Source organism: Pseudomonas sp. G5001, from assembly GCF_013385475.1.
GTDB lineage: Bacteria > Pseudomonadota > Gammaproteobacteria > Pseudomonadales > Pseudomonadaceae > Aquipseudomonas.
Genome location: NZ_JACAPZ010000017.1, coordinates 85,551 through 102,916, shown reverse-complemented (window position 1 = coordinate 102,916; position 17,366 = coordinate 85,551). Strand labels below are relative to the sequence as shown.

The 17,366-nt window shown below is 61.4% G+C and carries 24 protein-coding genes; 6 read left to right on the top strand and 18 right to left on the bottom strand.

The annotated features are described in order from the left end of the window. Window positions 1-126: 126 nt before the first annotated feature. The 5 genes from HX805_RS15410 to HX805_RS15390 all read right to left on the bottom strand — a co-directional run bounded on the left by HX805_RS15410 (window position 127) and on the right by HX805_RS15390 (window position 3,827). The gene (locus HX805_RS15410) at window positions 127-738 is read right to left on the bottom strand and encodes a LysE family transporter (protein WP_177035511.1); all 612 of its coding nucleotides are present in this window, start codon (window positions 736-738) and stop codon (window positions 127-129) included. 74 nt (window positions 739-812) lie between these two features. Beyond that, entirely contained in the window at window positions 813-1,604 is a 792-nt protein-coding gene (locus tag HX805_RS15405; protein WP_177035512.1) for an AraC family transcriptional regulator, read from the bottom strand. A gap of 80 nt (window positions 1,605-1,684) precedes the next feature. Then, window positions 1,685-2,155: an arsenate reductase ArsC gene (locus HX805_RS15400; RefSeq protein ID WP_177008532.1), complete on the bottom strand. Its 471-nt coding sequence runs from the start codon at window positions 2,153-2,155 to the stop codon at window positions 1,685-1,687. A 13-nt stretch (window positions 2,156-2,168) separates the two neighbouring features. Further along, window positions 2,169-3,452: an arsenic transporter gene (locus tag HX805_RS15395; RefSeq protein ID WP_177067375.1), complete on the bottom strand. Its 1,284-nt coding sequence runs from the start codon at window positions 3,450-3,452 to the stop codon at window positions 2,169-2,171. Between the two features lie 18 nt (window positions 3,453-3,470). After that, entirely contained in the window at window positions 3,471-3,827 is a 357-nt protein-coding gene (locus tag HX805_RS15390; RefSeq protein WP_003212604.1) for a metalloregulator ArsR/SmtB family transcription factor, read from the bottom strand. A 176-nt stretch (window positions 3,828-4,003) separates the two neighbouring features. Here HX805_RS15390 and HX805_RS15385 point away from each other — a divergent pair, with 176 nt between their 5' ends. The 3 genes from HX805_RS15385 to HX805_RS15375 all read left to right on the top strand — a co-directional run bounded on the left by HX805_RS15385 (window position 4,004) and on the right by HX805_RS15375 (window position 5,295). Next, window positions 4,004-4,219: a hypothetical protein gene (locus HX805_RS15385; protein WP_003212603.1), complete on the top strand. Its 216-nt coding sequence runs from the start codon at window positions 4,004-4,006 to the stop codon at window positions 4,217-4,219. Window positions 4,220-4,291: 72 nt separating this feature from the next. Further along, the gene (locus HX805_RS15380) at window positions 4,292-4,987 is read left to right on the top strand and encodes an AzlC family ABC transporter permease (protein ID WP_087693909.1); all 696 of its coding nucleotides are present in this window, start codon (window positions 4,292-4,294) and stop codon (window positions 4,985-4,987) included. Continuing rightward, window positions 4,984-5,295 (top strand): AzlD domain-containing protein, encoded by a 312-nt coding sequence (locus HX805_RS15375; protein WP_008432487.1) that lies wholly within the window; start codon window positions 4,984-4,986, stop codon window positions 5,293-5,295. The genes HX805_RS15380 and HX805_RS15375 overlap by 4 nt, the downstream gene beginning before the upstream one ends. A gap of 152 nt (window positions 5,296-5,447) precedes the next feature. On the opposite strand, the gene HX805_RS15370 is transcribed toward HX805_RS15375, so the two are convergent. Further along, entirely contained in the window at window positions 5,448-5,708 is a 261-nt protein-coding gene (locus tag HX805_RS15370) for a hypothetical protein (protein ID WP_003212600.1), read from the bottom strand. Window positions 5,709-5,817: 109 nt separating this feature from the next. Between HX805_RS15370 and HX805_RS15365 the strand changes: the two genes are divergently transcribed. Next, the gene (locus HX805_RS15365) at window positions 5,818-6,171 is read left to right on the top strand and encodes a hypothetical protein (protein WP_087693907.1); all 354 of its coding nucleotides are present in this window, start codon (window positions 5,818-5,820) and stop codon (window positions 6,169-6,171) included. Window positions 6,172-6,312: 141 nt separating this feature from the next. Here HX805_RS15365 and HX805_RS15360 read toward each other — a convergent pair whose 3' ends face one another. The 7 genes from HX805_RS15360 to HX805_RS15330 all read right to left on the bottom strand — a co-directional run bounded on the left by HX805_RS15360 (window position 6,313) and on the right by HX805_RS15330 (window position 12,921). Then, window positions 6,313-7,017: a YoaK family protein gene (locus HX805_RS15360; protein WP_177117014.1), complete on the bottom strand. Its 705-nt coding sequence runs from the start codon at window positions 7,015-7,017 to the stop codon at window positions 6,313-6,315. A 77-nt stretch (window positions 7,018-7,094) separates the two neighbouring features. Continuing rightward, window positions 7,095-8,123 (bottom strand): DNA topoisomerase IB, encoded by a 1,029-nt coding sequence (locus HX805_RS15355; protein ID WP_102369005.1) that lies wholly within the window; start codon window positions 8,121-8,123, stop codon window positions 7,095-7,097. Window positions 8,124-8,214: 91 nt separating this feature from the next. Further along, entirely contained in the window at window positions 8,215-9,300 is a 1,086-nt protein-coding gene (modC, locus tag HX805_RS15350) for a molybdenum ABC transporter ATP-binding protein (protein ID WP_177117013.1), read from the bottom strand. Further along, complete coding sequence (modB, locus tag HX805_RS15345) at window positions 9,300-9,980, bottom strand: molybdate ABC transporter permease subunit (protein ID WP_003212595.1); 681 nt, start codon at window positions 9,978-9,980, stop codon at window positions 9,300-9,302. Before modB ends, modC begins: the two co-directional genes overlap by 1 nt. Next, window positions 9,981-10,748: a molybdate ABC transporter substrate-binding protein gene (gene modA / locus HX805_RS15340; protein WP_003212594.1), complete on the bottom strand. Its 768-nt coding sequence runs from the start codon at window positions 10,746-10,748 to the stop codon at window positions 9,981-9,983. Between the two features lie 119 nt (window positions 10,749-10,867). Continuing rightward, complete coding sequence (locus HX805_RS15335) at window positions 10,868-11,932, bottom strand: nitronate monooxygenase family protein (RefSeq protein WP_102369008.1); 1,065 nt, start codon at window positions 11,930-11,932, stop codon at window positions 10,868-10,870. A 110-nt stretch (window positions 11,933-12,042) separates the two neighbouring features. Beyond that, a complete protein-coding gene (locus HX805_RS15330) occupies window positions 12,043-12,921 on the bottom strand; it encodes an alpha/beta fold hydrolase (RefSeq protein WP_177117012.1) in 879 nt (292 codons plus the stop codon). A 176-nt stretch (window positions 12,922-13,097) separates the two neighbouring features. Between HX805_RS15330 and HX805_RS15325 the strand changes: the two genes are divergently transcribed. Continuing rightward, entirely contained in the window at window positions 13,098-13,682 is a 585-nt protein-coding gene (locus HX805_RS15325; protein WP_177117011.1) for an ABATE domain-containing protein, read from the top strand. 6 nt (window positions 13,683-13,688) lie between these two features. On the opposite strand, the gene ada is transcribed toward HX805_RS15325, so the two are convergent. From ada to HX805_RS15300, 5 genes are all read right to left on the bottom strand, one after another. Continuing rightward, window positions 13,689-14,753, bottom strand: a complete 1,065-nt coding sequence (gene ada, locus HX805_RS15320; protein ID WP_008432501.1) for a bifunctional DNA-binding transcriptional regulator/O6-methylguanine-DNA methyltransferase Ada — start codon at window positions 14,751-14,753, stop codon at window positions 13,689-13,691. A 76-nt stretch (window positions 14,754-14,829) separates the two neighbouring features. Next, window positions 14,830-15,510, bottom strand: coding sequence for a DNA oxidative demethylase AlkB (alkB, locus tag HX805_RS15315; RefSeq protein WP_008432502.1), 681 nt, complete (start codon window positions 15,508-15,510; stop codon window positions 14,830-14,832). Next, window positions 15,500-16,216, bottom strand: coding sequence for a 2OG-Fe(II) oxygenase (locus HX805_RS15310; RefSeq protein ID WP_177067370.1), 717 nt, complete (start codon window positions 16,214-16,216; stop codon window positions 15,500-15,502). Before HX805_RS15310 ends, alkB begins: the two co-directional genes overlap by 11 nt. A gap of 82 nt (window positions 16,217-16,298) precedes the next feature. After that, complete coding sequence (locus tag HX805_RS15305) at window positions 16,299-16,463, bottom strand: hypothetical protein (protein WP_177019849.1); 165 nt, start codon at window positions 16,461-16,463, stop codon at window positions 16,299-16,301. Window positions 16,464-16,474: 11 nt separating this feature from the next. Then, a complete protein-coding gene (locus tag HX805_RS15300; protein ID WP_003212586.1) occupies window positions 16,475-16,777 on the bottom strand; it encodes a DUF1883 domain-containing protein in 303 nt (100 codons plus the stop codon). 212 nt (window positions 16,778-16,989) lie between these two features. On the opposite strand from HX805_RS15300, the gene HX805_RS15295 reads away from it, so the two are divergent. After that, window positions 16,990-17,340, top strand: coding sequence for a hypothetical protein (locus HX805_RS15295; RefSeq protein WP_003212585.1), 351 nt, complete (start codon window positions 16,990-16,992; stop codon window positions 17,338-17,340). Window positions 17,341-17,366: the final 26 nt, after the last annotated feature.

Below are 17,366 nucleotides of genomic sequence, written 5' to 3'. Positions count from 1 at the left end.
CCGAACGCAGGTATTGCGGAGCCCTTTGCCTACTTTGGGCTGGGCCGGCATTCCGGCTTTTCCAAAGTGAGCCGCTGTAAGAGCGGAACCATAGGCCGCCGTTACCCAAATAACGGATATGCCCCCTCAAATCCCCCGCAACGCCAACATCGCCAGATACAGCAGCACCACCCCACAAGCCCCATAGCTAACCCTCTGCCACATGGGCGAAGCATTCCGCCGCAGCAAGTTGACCAACCCCGCAATCAAAAAGCACGACAACACCGACGCCAGCATAAACCCCGCAAAAAACATCAACGTCTGCCCATGGCTAGGCGCCGCCCCGACTATCCCCGATAACGCACTCCCCAGCGCCCCCCAATAGACAATGTTCTTCGGATTGGCCAGGGAAATCGCCGCCCCCACCACCAGCGCATTCTGCCCGGACCTGGGCGGCGCACTCCCGGCCTCTGGCAAGTGCCAGGCATCCATCAGGCTGCGAATCCCGAGCCAGGCCAGATACAGCCCACAAACGGCCGTCAGCGGCACCCGCACCGACTCATGCTGGATCAACAACGCCATGCCCGTAAGCCCGATCACCGCCCACACGGCATCGCCCACCAGCGAACCGATCTGCACCAACAGCGCAGGGGTAAACCCATGCAGCAGCCCACGGCGCAGCGTCTCCGCCAGCACCGCCCCCGGCGACAGGCAAAACACAAACCCAAACACCAGCGCCGAAAAAAAGATCGTCAACATGCCTGCCTTCCTTCAAGTGATGGCCGGCATTTTAGGGAAGGGTGTGTAAGTCGTCTTGAACCAGATTGCGCTTTTCAGCCCTTGAGCACGCGTTGATAGCGCCCCGGTGTGATCCCGTAGGCCGCCCGGAAATGCCGATTCAGATGGCTCTGGTCAGCAAACCCCAAGGCATGGGCAACCTGCGACGCCGCAACGCCTGAGCGCAACAGCCCCTTGGCGCGCCGGGTACGCAGTTGCATCGCCCACTGGCGTGGACTCAGCCCGGTTTCTTTCTGAAAAGCCCGCAGCAGATGGAATTTCGACAGGCCCAACTCGTCACCAAGGGTCTCGAGTGCCACCGCCTGGTGCAGGTTTTCAGCCAGCAATTCCTGGGCCTTGATCACCAACCCGCGTCCCACCGCAGTGCTGCCCGGCAAGCGGACGCCGCTGCAACCGACGACTTCGCCGAGCAGCACCACCAGGGCTTCCTCACTCAGCTCCCGGGCCAGCGGATCGACACTCAACGCACCTTCAATCGCCCCGGCGAGTTTCATCGCCAACGCCGGCTGGAAGCACAGCGAACGGTCAAACTCCAGGTGCGCCAGGCCCAGGTCAGCTGCCAATTGCTCGGCAGTCGCATACAAGCTGACAAAGCGCCACGGCTGCCCTTCGGCCGCGCCGCCGCCTTGAATCTGCCCCGGGTTGTACAGGGTGATGCTGCCTGGGCCGGCCTCGAAGGTGCGACGATCCAGCCACACCTGTTCCTCGCCGAGCAGGTTGACGCCGATCACGCATTCATCATGGCTGTGGCGGGCAAATGTCAGGCCGGTGCAGGTGGTGCTGCTGACTTCGTAGTTGCCCAGCCAGGCGTGCTGCATGGAACTCATTGAGGGGGCTCGCTGTGACCGTTGCCCGCGAGCATACGCCGGAAAAGACCTTCAGATCGACTACTCGCCCGGCTCTTCGGTTACGGCGTGGCGATGCGATCAAGCTCGGCCTTGATTTCGATGGCGCTGAGGCTGGCGAACGGAATCTCGAAAAAAGCCCGGCAGCGCCGTTCAATGATTTCCAGGGTGGCGCGGAACGCGGCGTCGACCTGGGCTTCATCGCCTTGAACATCCGACGGGTCCTCCAACCCCCAATGTGCCTTCATGGCTGGGCCGAAATACACTGGGCAAGCTTCTCCAGCAGCCTTGTCGCACACGGTGACGACGATGTCCGGCGGGCTGCCTTCAAAGGCGTCGTTGCCCTTGCTGTACAAGCCTTCGGTGCTGATGCCGGCGGCCTTCAGCGTGGTCAGGCTGCGTGGCAGCACCTGGCCCTTGGGGAAACTCCCGGAGCTGATGGCCTGGAAACCGTCCGGCGCCAGATGGTTGAACAAGGCTTCCGAAAGAATGCTGCGGCAGCTGTTGGCGGTGCACATGAACAGGACTTTCATCAAGCGAACTCCGTCAGAAACTCAGGCGCAAGGCCAGGGCGGCGAGGGTGATCAACAGTACCGGCAGGGTCAGCACGATCCCGACCTTGAAGTAGTAACCCCAGGTGATGGTGATGCCTTTGCGTGCCAGGATGTGCAGCCAGAGCAAGGTCGCCAGGCTGCCGATAGGGGTGATTTTGGGGCCTAGGTCGCTGCCGATCACGTTGGCGTAGATCATCGCGTCCTTGACCACGCCCACGGCGTGGCTGGCCTCGATGGAGAGCGCGCCGATCAGCACGGTTGGCAGGTTGTTCATCGCCGAAGACAGCAGCGCAGTGAGCACGCCGGTGCCCAAGGCCGCGCCCCATACGCCATAGCTTGCGAAGATGTCGAGCCAGGTCGCGAGGTAGTCGGTCAGCCCGGCGTTACGCAGGCCGTAGACCACCAGGTACATGCCCAGGGAGAAAATCACGATCTGCCAGGGCGCTTCCTTCAGCACCTTGCGGGTGGAGATTTTGTGGCCCTTGGCGGCGATCACCAGCAGTAATATGGCGCAGGCGGCAGAAATTGCGCTGATGGGAATGCCCAGCGGTTCCAGGGCAAAGCAGCCCACCAGCAGGATGCCCAGCACCCACCAGCCGGCGCGGAAAGTGGCGCGGTCGTGGATCGCACTGGCAGGGTCGTCGAGGTCGGCCGGGTCGTAGGTTTGCGGAATGTCCCGGCGGAAAAACCACAGCAATACGGCGAGGGTCGCGGCGACGCTCACCAGGTTCACCGGCACCATCACTGCGGCGTATTCGTTGAAGCCGATCTTGAAATAGTCGGCCGAGACGATGTTCACCAGGTTGGAGACTACCAGCGGCAGGCTCGCGGTGTCGGCGATAAACCCGGCGCCCATGACGAACGCCAGGGTGGCCGCCGGAGAAAAGCGCAACGCCAACAGCATCGACATCACGATGGGCGTGAGGATCAGCGCCGCGCCGTCGTTGGCGAACAAAGCCGATACCAGCGCGCCCAGCAGCACCATGTACGCGAACAGTCGCCGACCGCGCCCACGGCCCCAGCGCGCCACATGCAAGGCAGCCCAGGCAAAGAAGCCCGCCTCATCCAGCAGCAGGCTGATGACGATCAGCGCGACAAAGGTCCCGGTGGCGTTCCAGATGATGTGCCACACCACCGGGATGTCGGCCAGGCTGATAACCCCACAGGCCAGGGCCAGGATCGCACCCATCGTGGCGCTCCAGCCCACGCCCAGGCCCTTGGGCTGCCAGATGACCAGGATGATGGTGAACAGAAAGATAGCAACGGCAACAAGCATGAAAAGCTCTCCGCAGGATCAGCAGCAGGCGCTGGCCCGTTGTGGTCGGTCACCCATGGTTTCCAGACGCTGGGCGTCTGTTTTTAACCAGGCTTGGTTGGCTTGCAGGGTGGTGTCGAGCACTGCCGTCACCCACTCCGGCAAGGCCGGGTTGAGGCGGTAATAAATCCACTGGCCCTGGCGACGGTCCAGCAGCAACCCGCAACTGCGCAGTTGCGCCAGGTGGCGGGAGATTTTCGGCTGGCTGTCGTCCAGAGCATGGATCAATTCGCACACGCAAAGTTCGCCTTCACGCAGGATCAACAACGTCAGCCTGGCGCGGGTGGCGTCGGCCAGGCATTTGAAGACGTTGGGCGGGGAGAAAAGATCTGACATGGTCAGTGCCTTGATACATATGGAAATACGAATATACGGATATCCATATGTATTGGTCAAACCTTGTTTCATTGACCTGCGTCAAGTGCCCGACAATCGATGACAAGTGGTTGAAATTAAACTGAAACACAAATGTCCTAAAGTGCCTGCCCATTGGTGATGAAGGAAGAAAACGTGTGACCCGTGCCACTCGCAACCTGCGCAAGACCCTGGATTCCGTCGCGGACAATAACGAAACCGCGGCCTTTGACCTGATGCGCGCCGTCGAAAAGCTCAGCGATGAAGTGCTGCGCCAGCGCCTGCTCAATACCATCCACCGGCTCAACCAGGACGCCCACGAACTGCGCGAAGCCCGGGACGCGGTGGAGCGGGTGTCGGTCAAACTGGCTTGAGCACGATCGTTCAAGACAATCCCTGATACCGCTGGCATGCTTGTCGACTGACTGTCGATGAGCTTGTTGTGTATGCCTAACGCTCTGCCTCTGAACGCCTTTTCCCGTGGCGCGATTGCGATCATTCCATTGTCCCTGGCGTGTGCGCCGTGGGGATTGCTGGCCGGTTCGACTGCAATTGATGCCCAATTCACGCCACTGGAAGCCCAGGGGCTGTCGACCATCGTGTTTGCCGGTGCCGCACAATTGGTGGCCATCGGCATGGTCAAGAGCGGCGCCAGCCTGATTTCGATCCTGCTGACCACCTTGCTGCTGACCTCCCAGCATTTGCTCTACGGCATGCACATGCGTCCCACGCTGTCGCCGCTCAAACCACGGTGGCGCATGAGCCTGGGCTTTTTGCTGACCGACGAATTCTTCGCCCTGGTCAGCCAGTACGACCGCCAGACCTTCAATCGCTGGTACGCCCTGGGCGTCGGCCTGACGTTCTATATCATCTGGAACGTCTTTACCTTCGCCGGCATCGTGCTCGGCAAAAGCATTCCCGGGCTGGATCAACTGGGCCTGGAATTCTCGATCGCAGCGACCTTTATCGCCCTGATCACCCCGGTAGTGCGCGACGTGCCGACCATCGTCTGCGTAGCCGTGTCGTTGCTGTGCTCGGTTTGGCTGAGCTACCTGCACTGGGAATCGGCGGTGGTGGTGTCCGGTGTGTTGGGGATGAGCGCAGGGTATGCCTGCAAGCGGCTGGGAGTAGGGCAACAATGATCTTCGTGATGATTTTTGGCATGGGTTTGATCGTGTTTCTCAACCGCTACCTGTTTCTCGAGCCGCGCCTGCCGGTGCGCCTCAATCGCGGGGCGCGGGAGTTTCTCGGGTTTGCCGTACCGGGGATGCTCACCGCCATCTGCGGCCCGATCATTTTCCTGGCTGATCACAAGCTCAACCTGAGTGTAGGCAACCCCTACCTGCTGGCCGGAATCAGCGCCGTGGCGTTGATGTTCTGGACCCGTAGCGTGCTGATCACCGTGTTGCTGAGCATGGCGCTGTTCTATCTGTTCCGCTGGCTGCTCTGACCAACAAACTCCTGCTACGGGGGGAGCAAAACCAAGGCAAAAAAAAGCCTGCGGGAGGGCAGGCTGGAAGGGAGACTTCTTAAAAATGAGCCTGCCGACTATAGGCGGCGAGGTCTTCCTTCACAGTGAAACAAAGTTCATGAATCTGTCAGCTATTCGATAACCGGGGCGGCGGCTTTCTTGTTGGCTTTCGCCTCGGCCGCCAGGCATTCCAGGGCAAACTGCTCGGTGTAGGTCATCTGGATCGGGGTGCTTTCGCCCTTCACGGTGCGCTCGCCGTCAAGGATGTAGCGGATGCGCTTGTCGGTCACGCCGATGCGTTTGGCGATCCACGAAGGCGTCTGGCCGATGCGGCTGATCAGCTTGTCGGCGTAGTCGGTGGAGGGGTTGTAGCGCTCGGCATTGGGTGTCATGGGGTTTCCGGGTAAAAGCGGGTTCGTAAGTAGGCGGCAGGGTGACGCAATAATCCTTCGGTGTCGCCTGCTAATGGTACAGTCGCGTTTTTTCCAAGGAAGCTTCGGTATGCGGATGGTGGTAATTGGCGCTTTGGTCCTGGCATCGCTGGCCGGTTGCGCGGGCTCGAAGATGAAAGAGGCGCGTACCGGCGCGCCCTACAAAACCCTGGCCTCGGACAAGGCTCCGCTGGTGGTTGCCCAGTGCATCCAGTTCGGCTGGCAGGATGAAGCGGTGTTCGGGGTGGATGCCGGTGGTTTCATGGAGCCTGCACAGGCTGGTGGCTTCACCATCTACACCACGGCAGGTGACTATTTTGTCGACGTGCGCAGTGCCGGCGCCGGCGCCTCCGTCAACTATTACGCGGCCCAGGATGACTATCCGGCCAAGCGCCGCCTGGCGGCACTGGCGACCTGCCTGTAATCCATTCCGTTAGAAAAGTTCAGAAATGCCCTGCGGACAGTCCCGCAGGCATTGTTTTAGTATTTTCCCGCTCACCCGGCGTGACGGCTCTTTACCGGTACAGGGATGTCGAGGCCGGAGCGTCGGGAGGGCAACTGTTTTCTAGCGGGGCATGTACCCCAGGTGCCAGCGCCGCGGAATCTTCAGCGACACCAGCCCCAACAGCGCCGACAGCACCCCGCTGACCAGCAGCGCACGAATCCCCATGTGGTGCTCCAGCAACGCACCGATCACCGCACCCACAAACATCCCGGCCCACGGGATCAGTTGCACGCGCCAGCCGTTGCGGCGTTCACCGAGCATCCAGCGGCCCAGTCCGCGACCAAAGCGTGACAGCGCCCCGGTGACATAGGTAAGCCCCACGGGCAACCCGTTCACTTCTTCGACGGCGGCATTCAGCATGCCCATGGCGATGATCGCTGCCAGCAACGCCGGCAATTGATCGGCAAACGGCCAGGCCGCAGCCCCGCACAGCAGGGTGGCGATGCACAGCAACAAGGGCAGGGCGTGGCGCCGGCTGACGCGGCTGACCATCACGCCCAGCGCATTCCCGCCGATAAACGTCGCCACCAGCAGTGTCAGGCGCGCGGTAAGGCCCAGGTCGCCTTCGCTGATCGCCACGGCGAGGCGCGTGGTGTTGCCGCTCATGAACGACACAAAATCCCCGCTGGCCATGAAACCAATCGCATCGGTCATGCCCGCCAGCACGGAAAGGCTGGCCACCAGCAGCAACCCGACACGCCCGCGCCATTTGTGGCGATGCAGCAAGGCGGCGTTGGTGTAGGGCTTCAGGGATGAAGGCAGCATGGGGCCGGGTTCCTCGGTGAGATTATCCGGCCACTACCGTAGGGCGCTTCGTGCTCCGCTGCAATGACTTGGCGCACTTACAGGCGTTCGGCCAGTTGCTCCAGAAACATCGCCAGCCCGACTTCCTCGGCTTTCAAGCCTTTGCGCACTCGGGGCTTGGGCAGTTTCGCCAGTTCGCCCAGGCTGAAATGCTCCAGCACCGCCGGGTGGATGTAGCACTTGCGACACACCGCCGGCGTGTTGCCCAGTTGCTTGGCAACGTTCTTGACCATCTCCACCACATGTTTCCTGGCGTCGGATTCCGGCTGCCACTCAAGCTCGCGCAGCACTGCCAGCGCCAGGGCGCTGCCGGCCCAGGTGCGGTAGTCCTTGGCGGTAAAATCCGCGCCGGTCAGGGTGTGCAGGTAGGCATTCACATCGGTGGAACTGACGGTATGGCGCTCGCCGTTCTCGTCCAGGTACTGGAACAGGTTCTGCCCCGGCAACTCCAGGCAACGCTTGATCACCGTGGCCAGGCGCCGGTCCTTGACGCTGATCTGGTGCTCGATGCCGCTCTTGCCGCGAAACTGGAACAGGATCTCACTGCCCTTGATGTCCACATGGCGGGTGCGCAGGGTGGTCAGGCCGTAGGAGCGGTTGTCGCGGGCATATTGGGTATTGCCGACGCGGATCAGGGTGGCGTCGAGCAGCAGCACCACCGTGGCCAGGACCTTTTCCCGATTGAATCCGGGCGCCTCGATCTGTGCTTCCAACTGTTTGCGCAACTTGGGCAGCGCGCTGCCGAACTGTTGCAGCCGGGAATACTTGTCGGTGTCGCGCACCTCGCGCCAGCGCGGGTGGTAGCGGTACTGCTTGCGCCCCCGGGCATCCCGCCCGGTGGCCTGCAGATGGCCGCGCGGGTCGGCGCAGATCCACACATCGGTATAGGCCGGCGGCACTGCCAGTGCGTTGATGCGTTTGATTTCGTCGGCATCGGTTATGCGTGTGCCGTCGGCCTTGAAGTATTGGAATTTGCCCCGCAGCTTTTTCCGGGAGATCCCGGGCTGGGTATCGTCGACGTAATGCAGGTCGCGGGGCAGGTCGGCAAGCAACGCAGGATCGGGCATGGCGCAAATTCCTTGGCAGGTATTTCTGATTGACCGCAGGGTTTTGCGGTCGTGCCAACAAGTTTGCTCCCCCATAGCAGCTGTCGGACAGTCAGGCCAGTACCGCCACCGCCTTGATTTGCGCCCACAGCGGCTGGCCGGGATGCAGCTGCAGCTGGTCCCGCGAGTAACGGGTGATGCGCGCCAGCAGCGGCGTGCCGGCGGCGTCCAGGCTTACCAGCACGTGGGCTGCGTTGTCCGCCGGGATTTCCTGGGTCACCGTCACCGGCAGGCGATTGAGGATGCTGCTGTGTTCCTCGGCCTGCAGGCTCAAGCTGACGTCCCGCGCCTGGATCTTGAAACGCAACTGTTTGCCCAGCGCCAATGGTGCATGGGCCACGCGCATCTGCAATTGGCTCGCGGGCAATTGCAGGGTGAGCAACTGGTAATGCGCGTCGTAGGCGCAGACCGTTCCGTTGATCACCACGCCGGCGTCGTCGCCCAGGGCCATGGGCAGGTCAAGCCGGGCCAGGGTTTCGCCGATGGGGCCGCTGGCCAGGGCCTTGCCTTCACTGAGCAACACGATGTGATCAGCCAGGCGCGCCACTTCGTCCTGGGCATGGCTGACGTACAGCACCGGAATCTCCAGTTCGTCATGCAGGCGTTCGAGATACGGCAGGATCTCGCTTTTGCGTTTGCTGTCCAGCGCGGCCAACGGTTCATCCATCAGCAACAGGCTCGGGCTGGTGAGCAGGGCGCGGGCGATGCCGATGCGCTGGCGCTCACCGCCGGAAAGGTGCTGCGGATGGCGGTCCAGCAGGTGGCCGATGCCCAATAGTTCGGTGGCGTGGCTCATCTCCACCCGGCGTTGCTGGCGCGGGATGCGCTTGAGGCCGAACTCCAGGTTGGCCAGTACCGACAAATGCGGGAACAGGCTGGCTTCTTGAAACACGTAGCCCAGGGCGCGTTTGTGGGGTGGCACGAACAGTCCTTTGCGGCTGTCTTGCCAGACCTCGTCGTTGATCTGCACGAAACCCTCTTCAGCCCGCTCCAGCCCGGCGATGCAACGCAGGCAGGTGGTCTTGCCGGAGCCGGAATGGCCGTACAGCGCCGTCACCCCGCGACCGGGCAGGTGCAGGTCGACGTCCAGGGCAAACCCGGAATACTTCAGTTGCAGGCGTACCTCGATCATCGACATCAGCTCCAGCCCGCCTTGGTTTTACGGCTGGAGTAGAGCGCCAGCAACACCAGGAAAGAAAACACCACCATGGACCCGGCCAGCCAGTGGGCCTGGGCATATTCCATGGCTTCGACGTGGTCGTAGATCTGCACCGAGACGACCCGGGTCTTGTTGGGAATATTGCCGCCGATCATCAGTACCACGCCGAACTCGCCGACGGTGTGGGCAAAACCGAGAATCGACGCGGTGATAAACCCCGGGCGCGCCAGGGGCAGGATCACCGTGAAAAAGGTGTCCCAGGGATTGGCCCGCAAGGTCGCGGCCACTTCCAGTGGGCGAGTGCCAATGGCGGAGAAGGCGTTTTGCAACGGCTGCACCACGAACGGCATCGAATAGATCACCGAGCCAATCACCAGCCCGGCGAAGCTGAAGGTCAGGGTGCCCAGGCCCAGCCATTGGGTGAACTGGCCGAAGTAGCCGTTGGGGCCCATGGTCAACAGCAGGTAGAAGCCGATCACCGTGGGTGGCAACACCAACGGCAAGGCCACCACCGCGCCAATGGGGCCGCGCCACCACGAGCGGGTGCGCGACAGCCAGAGGGCTATCGGAGTGCCGATGATCAGCAGGATGACCGTGGTCAGCGATGCCAGTTTCAGGGTCAACCAGATCGCGGAAAAATCGGCACTCGACAGCGGCATTTACAGCTCGTAACCGTAGGACTTGATCACCGCGGCGGCTTTCGGACCCTTGAGGTATTCAACCAGGGCCTTGGCGGCGGCGCTGTCCTTGCCCTTGTTGAGGATTACCGCGTCCTGCTTGATCGGGTCATGCATCGACGACGGCACGATCCAGGCCGAACCGCTGGTGACTTTGCCGTCCTTGTAGATCTGCGACAGCGCTACAAAACCCAGTTCGGCGTTGCCGGTGGAGACGAATTGATAGGCCTGGGTGATGTTCTGGCCTTCAACGAGCTTGTCCTTGACCTTCTCGGTCAGGCCTTCCTTCGCCAGCACCTGGGTGGCGGCCAGGCCATAAGGCGCGGCTTTCGGGTTGGCGATGGACAGGTGCTGGAACTGGTTTTTCTTCAGCACTTCGCCCTTGGCATCGACGTAGCCTTCCTTGGCCGACCATAGCGCCAGGGTGCCGACCGCGTAGGTGAAGCGCGAGCCCTTGACGGTGTCGCCCTCGGCTTCGAGCTTCTGCGGGGTGGTGTCGTCGGCGCTGAGGAACACTTCAAACGGCGCGCCGTTCTTGATCTGGGTGTAGAACTGGCCGGTAGCGCCGTAAGCAGCGACCAGTTTATGGCCGGTGTCTTTTTCAAAGTCGGCGGCAATCGCCTGGATCGGTGCGGTGAAGTTGGCAGCCACGGCCACCTGTACTTCATCGGCATTCGCCGAGGAGAAGCCAAACGCGGCGATCAGGGTAGCGAGGGCCGTGGGGGCCAGGCGTGAGGCGCGAATCATCATCAAGAAGCTCCTTGGGGTTTGCGGCTTGTTATAGGCAGAAGGGGACTACCGCTATGTATGGGAATATATAGCGGTTGGCCACTGCCGGTACAGCGCAAAGTTGTCCCGGGAGTTCAGGTTCAGCGTCGGCCGAGTTTTTCCAGGGTTTGCGCGGCCAGTTGCAGCGTCAGGTCATAGCTGGAGATGTCTTTGCCGAGGCGCAGCGCCTGGCCCGACCACAAGTTGCTGAAGCCGGCTTCGTCCTTGGCCTTGAGCGGCATCAACGCACCGCCGGACAGCGGGAACGCCGGCGCCGTGGGGTTGATCGCGCCCAACTCACGCATTACGCGGTTGATGATGCCCCGCGCCGGGCGCCCGGTGAACAGGTTGGTCAGCGCGGTTTCACTGGCCTGGGCAGTGCGCAAGGCGTGGTGGTGTGACTTCGAGACGGTGGCCTCGGGGGTAAACAGGTACGCGGTGCCAATCTGCACCGCTGACGCGCCAAGGGCGAAGGCCGCGACAATGCCCCTGGCATCCCCGATGCCGCCGGCCGCAATCACCGGCACACGAACGGCATCGACAACCTGTGGCACCAGCGCCATGGTGCCGATCTGGCTATTCAGGTCGTCGCTGAGGAACATCCCGCGATGGCCACCGGCTTCGCTGCCCATGGCGATGATTGCATCGCAGCCGTGCTGTTCCAGCCAGATGGCTTCTTCGACGGTGGTAGCCGACGACAGCACTTTCGCCCCGGTGGCCTTGACCCGGTCCAGCAGGGATTTTTCCGGCAGGCCGAAGTGAAAGCTCACCACTTCCGGGCGGAATTCTTCCACCACTTCACAGGCGGCGTTGTTGAACGGTGCGCGGTTGGAGACGGGCGTCGGCGCGTCAAAATCGGCGCCCAGCTCGCGGTAGTAGGTTTCCAGCAGGTTCTTCCACTGAAGGTCGCGGTGAGCATCCGGCGTCGGTGGCTGATGGCAGAAGAAATTTACGTTCAGCGGCCGCGAACTGGCCTGGCGAATCGTGGTGAGTGCTTCGCGCAGTTGCTCGATGCTGAGCGCCGCCGCCGGCATTGAACCGAGGGCGCCGGCCTGATTGGCCGCAATCACCATAGCCGTGCTCGTGGCATTGGCCATGGGCGCCTGAATGATCGGTAACTCGATGCCCAGCAGGTCAAGAATTCGGGTGTCTGGCCAGGTGCTCATGGGACGCTTCTCCAACGGTGGAATGCTGTTCCGTCGTTTTAGCAGGGCCAGGCAGCACCAGGCCAGTCTGTATTATTCACTGGACGAATCCAGTGTTTCATGGGCGGTTATCAGTTGATGGCGTCGCCCAGTACTGCATGAATCCGTTGGGCAATGTGCGCGGCGTGGGTTTCCAGGGCGAAGTGGCCGGTGTCGAGTAATTCCACCACGGCGTTGGGGTTGTCGCCTTTGTAGGCATGGGCGCCCGGCGGGATGAAGAAGGGATCGTTCTGGCCCCAGATCACCAGCGCCGGCACTTGCGTGGCCTTGAAAAACGCCTGGAACGCCGGGTACAGCGTCAGGTTGTTGCGGTAGTCGAGGAACAGGTCCAACTGGATCTCGTCATTGCCGGGACGCTGCATCAGGAGCACGTCGAGCATGTAGGACTCCGGCGCCACCAGCTCCGGTTGCGACACGCCATGCAGGTACTGATAACGCGTGCCTTCCAGGCTGATGACCGCGTTGCGGATCACCTCGCGATTGGCCTGGCTCGGCTCGGCCCAGTAGGCCCGGATCGGACCCCAGGCGTCACCCAAACCTTCCAGGTAGGCATTGCCGTTTTGCGATATCAGCGCGCTGACCCGTTCCGGGTGGGCCACGGCCAGGCGCAGGCCCACCGGTGCGCCATAGTCGAACACATAGAGGGCATAGCGACTGAGGTTCAGGGCCTCGACGAAGTGGCCAGCGGTGATCGCCAGGTTATCGAAGCTGTAGTGGTAATTGCGTTCGGCGGGGACTTCAGTGAAGCCGAAGCCTGGCAAGTCCGGGGCGATGATCCGGTAACGGGTGGCAAGCAGCGGGATCAGGTCACGGTACATATGGGACGAACTGGGAAAGCCATGCAGCAGCAACAACACCGGCGCGGACGGGTCGCCGGCTTCACGGTAGAAAATGCGCACACCATCGGCATCAACGTGCTGATAGCGAACAACCGGGGCTGAAATCGACATGATCGGAGTCCTCTTTGTAACTGGTTAAATTGATTTGTTGGGTTACTGGTTTTGCAGGCTGCGCTTGAAAATGTAACCTGTCAAATTAATCTAATGGGTTACTGATTGACGAATTTAGTAACTATTCAAAAGCGAAATCAGCGGTTACGATGGCGCGGACTTGAAGAGGATTCGCCATGCCCGCCATCACCCCATCCCCATTGGAACCCTACGTCCTGGCTGATCATCCCGTGCTGGACATGCTCAATACCCGGGCGAATGTCGACGGTGTGCCCTTTGAATTCTGGCAAGGCGATGCCGATGTCGAGCGCTGGCTGGTGCGGCTTGGCTGGGCCGAGGAGGGCGCAGTACCGGTATTTGAGGAGGGGGCACTGCTGGGCGCGGCGCGGGGATTGCGGGAAGTGATCCGCGTGTTACTGGAACAGCGCAAGGCCGGCCAGCAGGGCGATCCCGGCGCGCTGAATGCGTTCCTGCGCAAGGCGGTCAGTCACCCGCAACTGGCTTGGCCGGCGCCTGGCGAGTTGCGGCTGGAGCGCCAGCGCAAGGTGCAGACTGCCGAGCAGTTCCTGGCGCCGATTGCCGAAGTCGCCGCGACGTTACTGGTGGAAGGGGATTTCGGCCTGATCCGCACCTGCGAACATCCCGAGTGCGTGCTGTGGTTCTACGACCGCACCAAGGGCCACAGGCGCCGCTGGTGCAGCATGGCGCTGTGTGGCAATCGGCATAAGGTGGCCGAGTTTCGCAAGCGCAAACTGGTGTAGACGTCCTCAGGATTCTGCCGGGCTTTCGCGCTCCAGCAACTGCCGCTTGCGCTCGACACCCCAGCGGTAGCCCGACAGATTGCCGTCGGCGCGCACCACGCGATGGCAGGGAATCGCCACCGCCAGGCTGTTGGCACCACACGCCTGGGCCACGGCGCGATAGGCGGTCGGCGCGCCGATGCGCTGGGCGATCTCGGCGTAGCTGGCGGTGCACCCCACCGGGATTTCCCGCAAGGCTTGCCACACGCGTTCCTGAAACGCAGTGCCGCGCAAGTCCAGGGGCAAGTCCAGGCCCAGGGCCGGCGCTTCGATAAAGCCCACCACCTGGGCGATCAATTGTTCGAAGTCGTGATCGGCACCCAGCAGATTGGCGCGGGGAAACTGGTCCTGCAGGTCGCGCACCAGTTTGTCCGGGTCATCCCCCAGCAGGATCGCGCACACACCGCGATTGCTCTGGGCCACCAGAATGGCGCCCAATGAGCATTGGCCAACGGCAAAGCGAATATCCGTGTTGGTGCCGCCGGCTTTGTAGTCGCGGGGCTTCATGCCGAGCAATTGGTCGGCAGCCTCATAAAAGCGGCTGTTGGAATTGAAGCCGGCGTCGTACAGCGCATCGGTCACCGAGTGCTGGTCCTTGAGGCCGTCCCGTACCTTGCGCGAGCGATGAGCACTGCCGTAGCGCTTGGGCGTCAGGCCGGTCACCGCCTTGAACACCCGATGAAAATGGAACGGGCTCAAGCCGGCGAGGGCGGCCAGATCTTCAAGGGGCGGCAGGGTTTCGGCCTGTTCGATGTGCCGACAGGCCGCTGCCACCAGTTGCGCATGGCGTGCGGCCACCTGGGTCTGGTCCCCCGACGCGCGCTTGTTGGGCCGGTAGCCCGCCGCTTCAGCCTGTTGCGGGGTGTCGAAGAACTCGACATTCTCCGGGCGCGGCCGCCGCGCGGAACTGCTGGGGCGGCAGTACACACCGGTGGTTTTTACGCCATAGACGAAGGTCAGGTCGGCCTTGGCGTCGCGGGCGACGATGGCGGCCCAGCGTGGGTCTTGTTCGGTGGCGTGGCGCGCGGTCATGGTGGTGGCTCCTGGTTGAAGAATGCCAGGTTAGTCCCGTGGGGCATTCCCATCACTCCGATGCTTGCGGTCAAATTCATCCGGCCGTGCGAAACGTCAGGTTGATGCGCTGCGGCCCCATGACCGGATGCGTGCCGGGCTTGATCGGCATCACGCCGTGAAAGCGCAGGCGGTCCACGCCGCCCCATACCACTACGTCGCCATGGAACAGCGAGACTTTTTGCGTCTTGTCGCTGCGCTCATGGCCGCCGAACAGGAAGATCGCCGGTAAACCCAATGACACGGAGACCACCGGGGCGGCATAGCGACGCTCGTTTTTGTCCTGGTGCAGGGACATTTTCGCGCCTGGCACATAGCGGTTGATCAGGCAGGCATCCGGCTCGAAATCGTCGAAACCTGCATCTGCTGCCGCCATCACGGCCAGTTCGCGCAATGCGGCCGGCAGGGCTGGCCAGGGTTGTTGGTTATTCGGGTCAATCGGGGAGTAGCGATAACCGGTGGAGTCGGTCGTCCAGCCCAATTCACCGCAACTGCTTAACGCCGCCGACATGGTAAAACCACCGGGCGTGACCATTTGCCGGAAGGGCGATTGAGCCAATACCCGTCGCAGTTCCGGTAGCAAACGCTCGACCCAGGGCAGGGCATAGCCCCTGAGGACGTAGGATTGTTCACCGATTTGCTCGCGCCCCGGGGGCTGTTGCAGCGCCTCATCGGCGAACAAATCGGCGGTTGATCCGGGAAGGGTCTTACTGCGCATCGTGAAAAATCACTCCCAAGGTATGCCGGGTACCACTGTGCAGAACACTGACCCCATGGCGCAAGGTCACCCGATGAAACCCCCTCACACTCGGCATGGGTCGCTGATTGACCGCGAAGATTACCGCGTCACCCTGGTTAAGAGGGACGACCTGGGCCCGGGATTGCATTCTTGGCCGCTGCTCCGTCAGCACCAACTCCCCGCCACGAAAGTCCTCTCCCGGCTGCGACAACAGGATGGCAACTTGTAGGGGAAACACATGTTCCCCGTACAGATCCTGATGCAGGCAGTTGTAGTCGCCTGGACCGTATTGCAGCAATAACGGGGTAGGGCGTTGCTGCCCGGCTGCGTGGCAGCGGGCAATGAAGTCGGCATGGTGCGCCGGATAGGTGATCGGCAGGTTCATCTGTTCGTTCCAGCGATTGGCCTGGGGCGCCAGGAACCCATACAGCTGTTCACGCAGCGCGCGGATCGGCGCTGGCAGCGGGTAGCGGAAATATTTGTATTCGCCCCGGCCAAAGCCGTGCCTGGCCATCATCACATGGGAGCGAAACAGTTCGGGTCGGGGGTAGTGGCCGCTCAGTTCAGCGCATTCCTGCTGATCCAGCAGGGCCGGAATCAGTGCGTTACCCTGTTCATCAAGGGCTTGCTCGATGGCGGCCCAGTCCAGCTTGGCCAGGCGTTCATGCAGTGGAGTGGAAGGCATCGACAAGTTCCTGTGGCAGCGCATTAGGGCTGCCAGTCTAGAAAGTCGTCAGCGTCAGAACACTCCGATGCTTGCGCTCGAATTACAGCGCCTTGCTCACATTGATGTCGGTAATCTCATCGCTGGCATCGTGGATTTTCTCCAGGGCTTCCTTGGCTTCCTCCACGCTGCCTGCTTGCAGTTGGGCGAACTCGAAGCGGCGCTCACCGTTGAGTTTGTACTTGATCACATATTTGGTGGTAGTCACGGGCATTCCTGTCAGCTCAGTTTCGAATTGGTGCGGCGCACAATGCGGATCTTGTGGGACAAGGTCGGCTTTTTGGTCACGCTGATGGCGCGGCGGGTCACGACGTCCAGGGTGATGTTCCAGAACCCGGTGCTGGGCGCAGTGATTTTTGCCGGGAACTTGTCGAACGCGCCGCCGTGGTAAGTATGGCGGCCGCCGTTCTTGAAGCTGCGAAAGTTGGCATCGCTCATCAGGCGGATGTTGCAGGTTTGCGAGCATTCAATGACGACAATATCTCCTTCATTGAGGTGCTCACGCTGGTGGATGAATTTCATAAGGTGTCTCCAGAAGGGCTTTTTCTGAAAAATCAGAACGATACGTAGGTTAAGATGGAGTTTATCAGCCCCAGCACGTTTATTATCGGACCGTCGTCGACGACTTCGACAATTTAAAACAGTTATTTACCGAGTTATCAGGGATAAATCCTACGTGGGCGGGAGAAAAATACCTTCTTCGCTGTCGTAGGGTCTTTATCGGAGGTTTTTATATGAAGTGGAGTGTGTTGGTTCTGGCCCTGGCGTTGGGTGGATGTGCTTCGGTGGCGGATATCAAGCAGACCCCACCAACGCTGGCAGTGATCTCCGGGAAAAAACCACAGGAATACGCGGCGTGCGTTGTCCAGAAATTGTCTAAAACCCGCAGGCCTTCGCAGATCGAGCCTCACAAGGATGGTGTTCAAGTTATCGTACCGCAGAAGTTTTCTGCCGACCCGTCGGCCATTTTTGAAATTGAAGAGCGCTCCAGCGGGAGCAGTATCAAGCTCTACGAGAGCATGTCCAATGTGCCTATTCGTCCAGGTGACGTGAAGGCTGCGGGGGAAGCGTGCATTTCCGGCTGAGTCTGTAGCCGCCCACCTCGAATCCG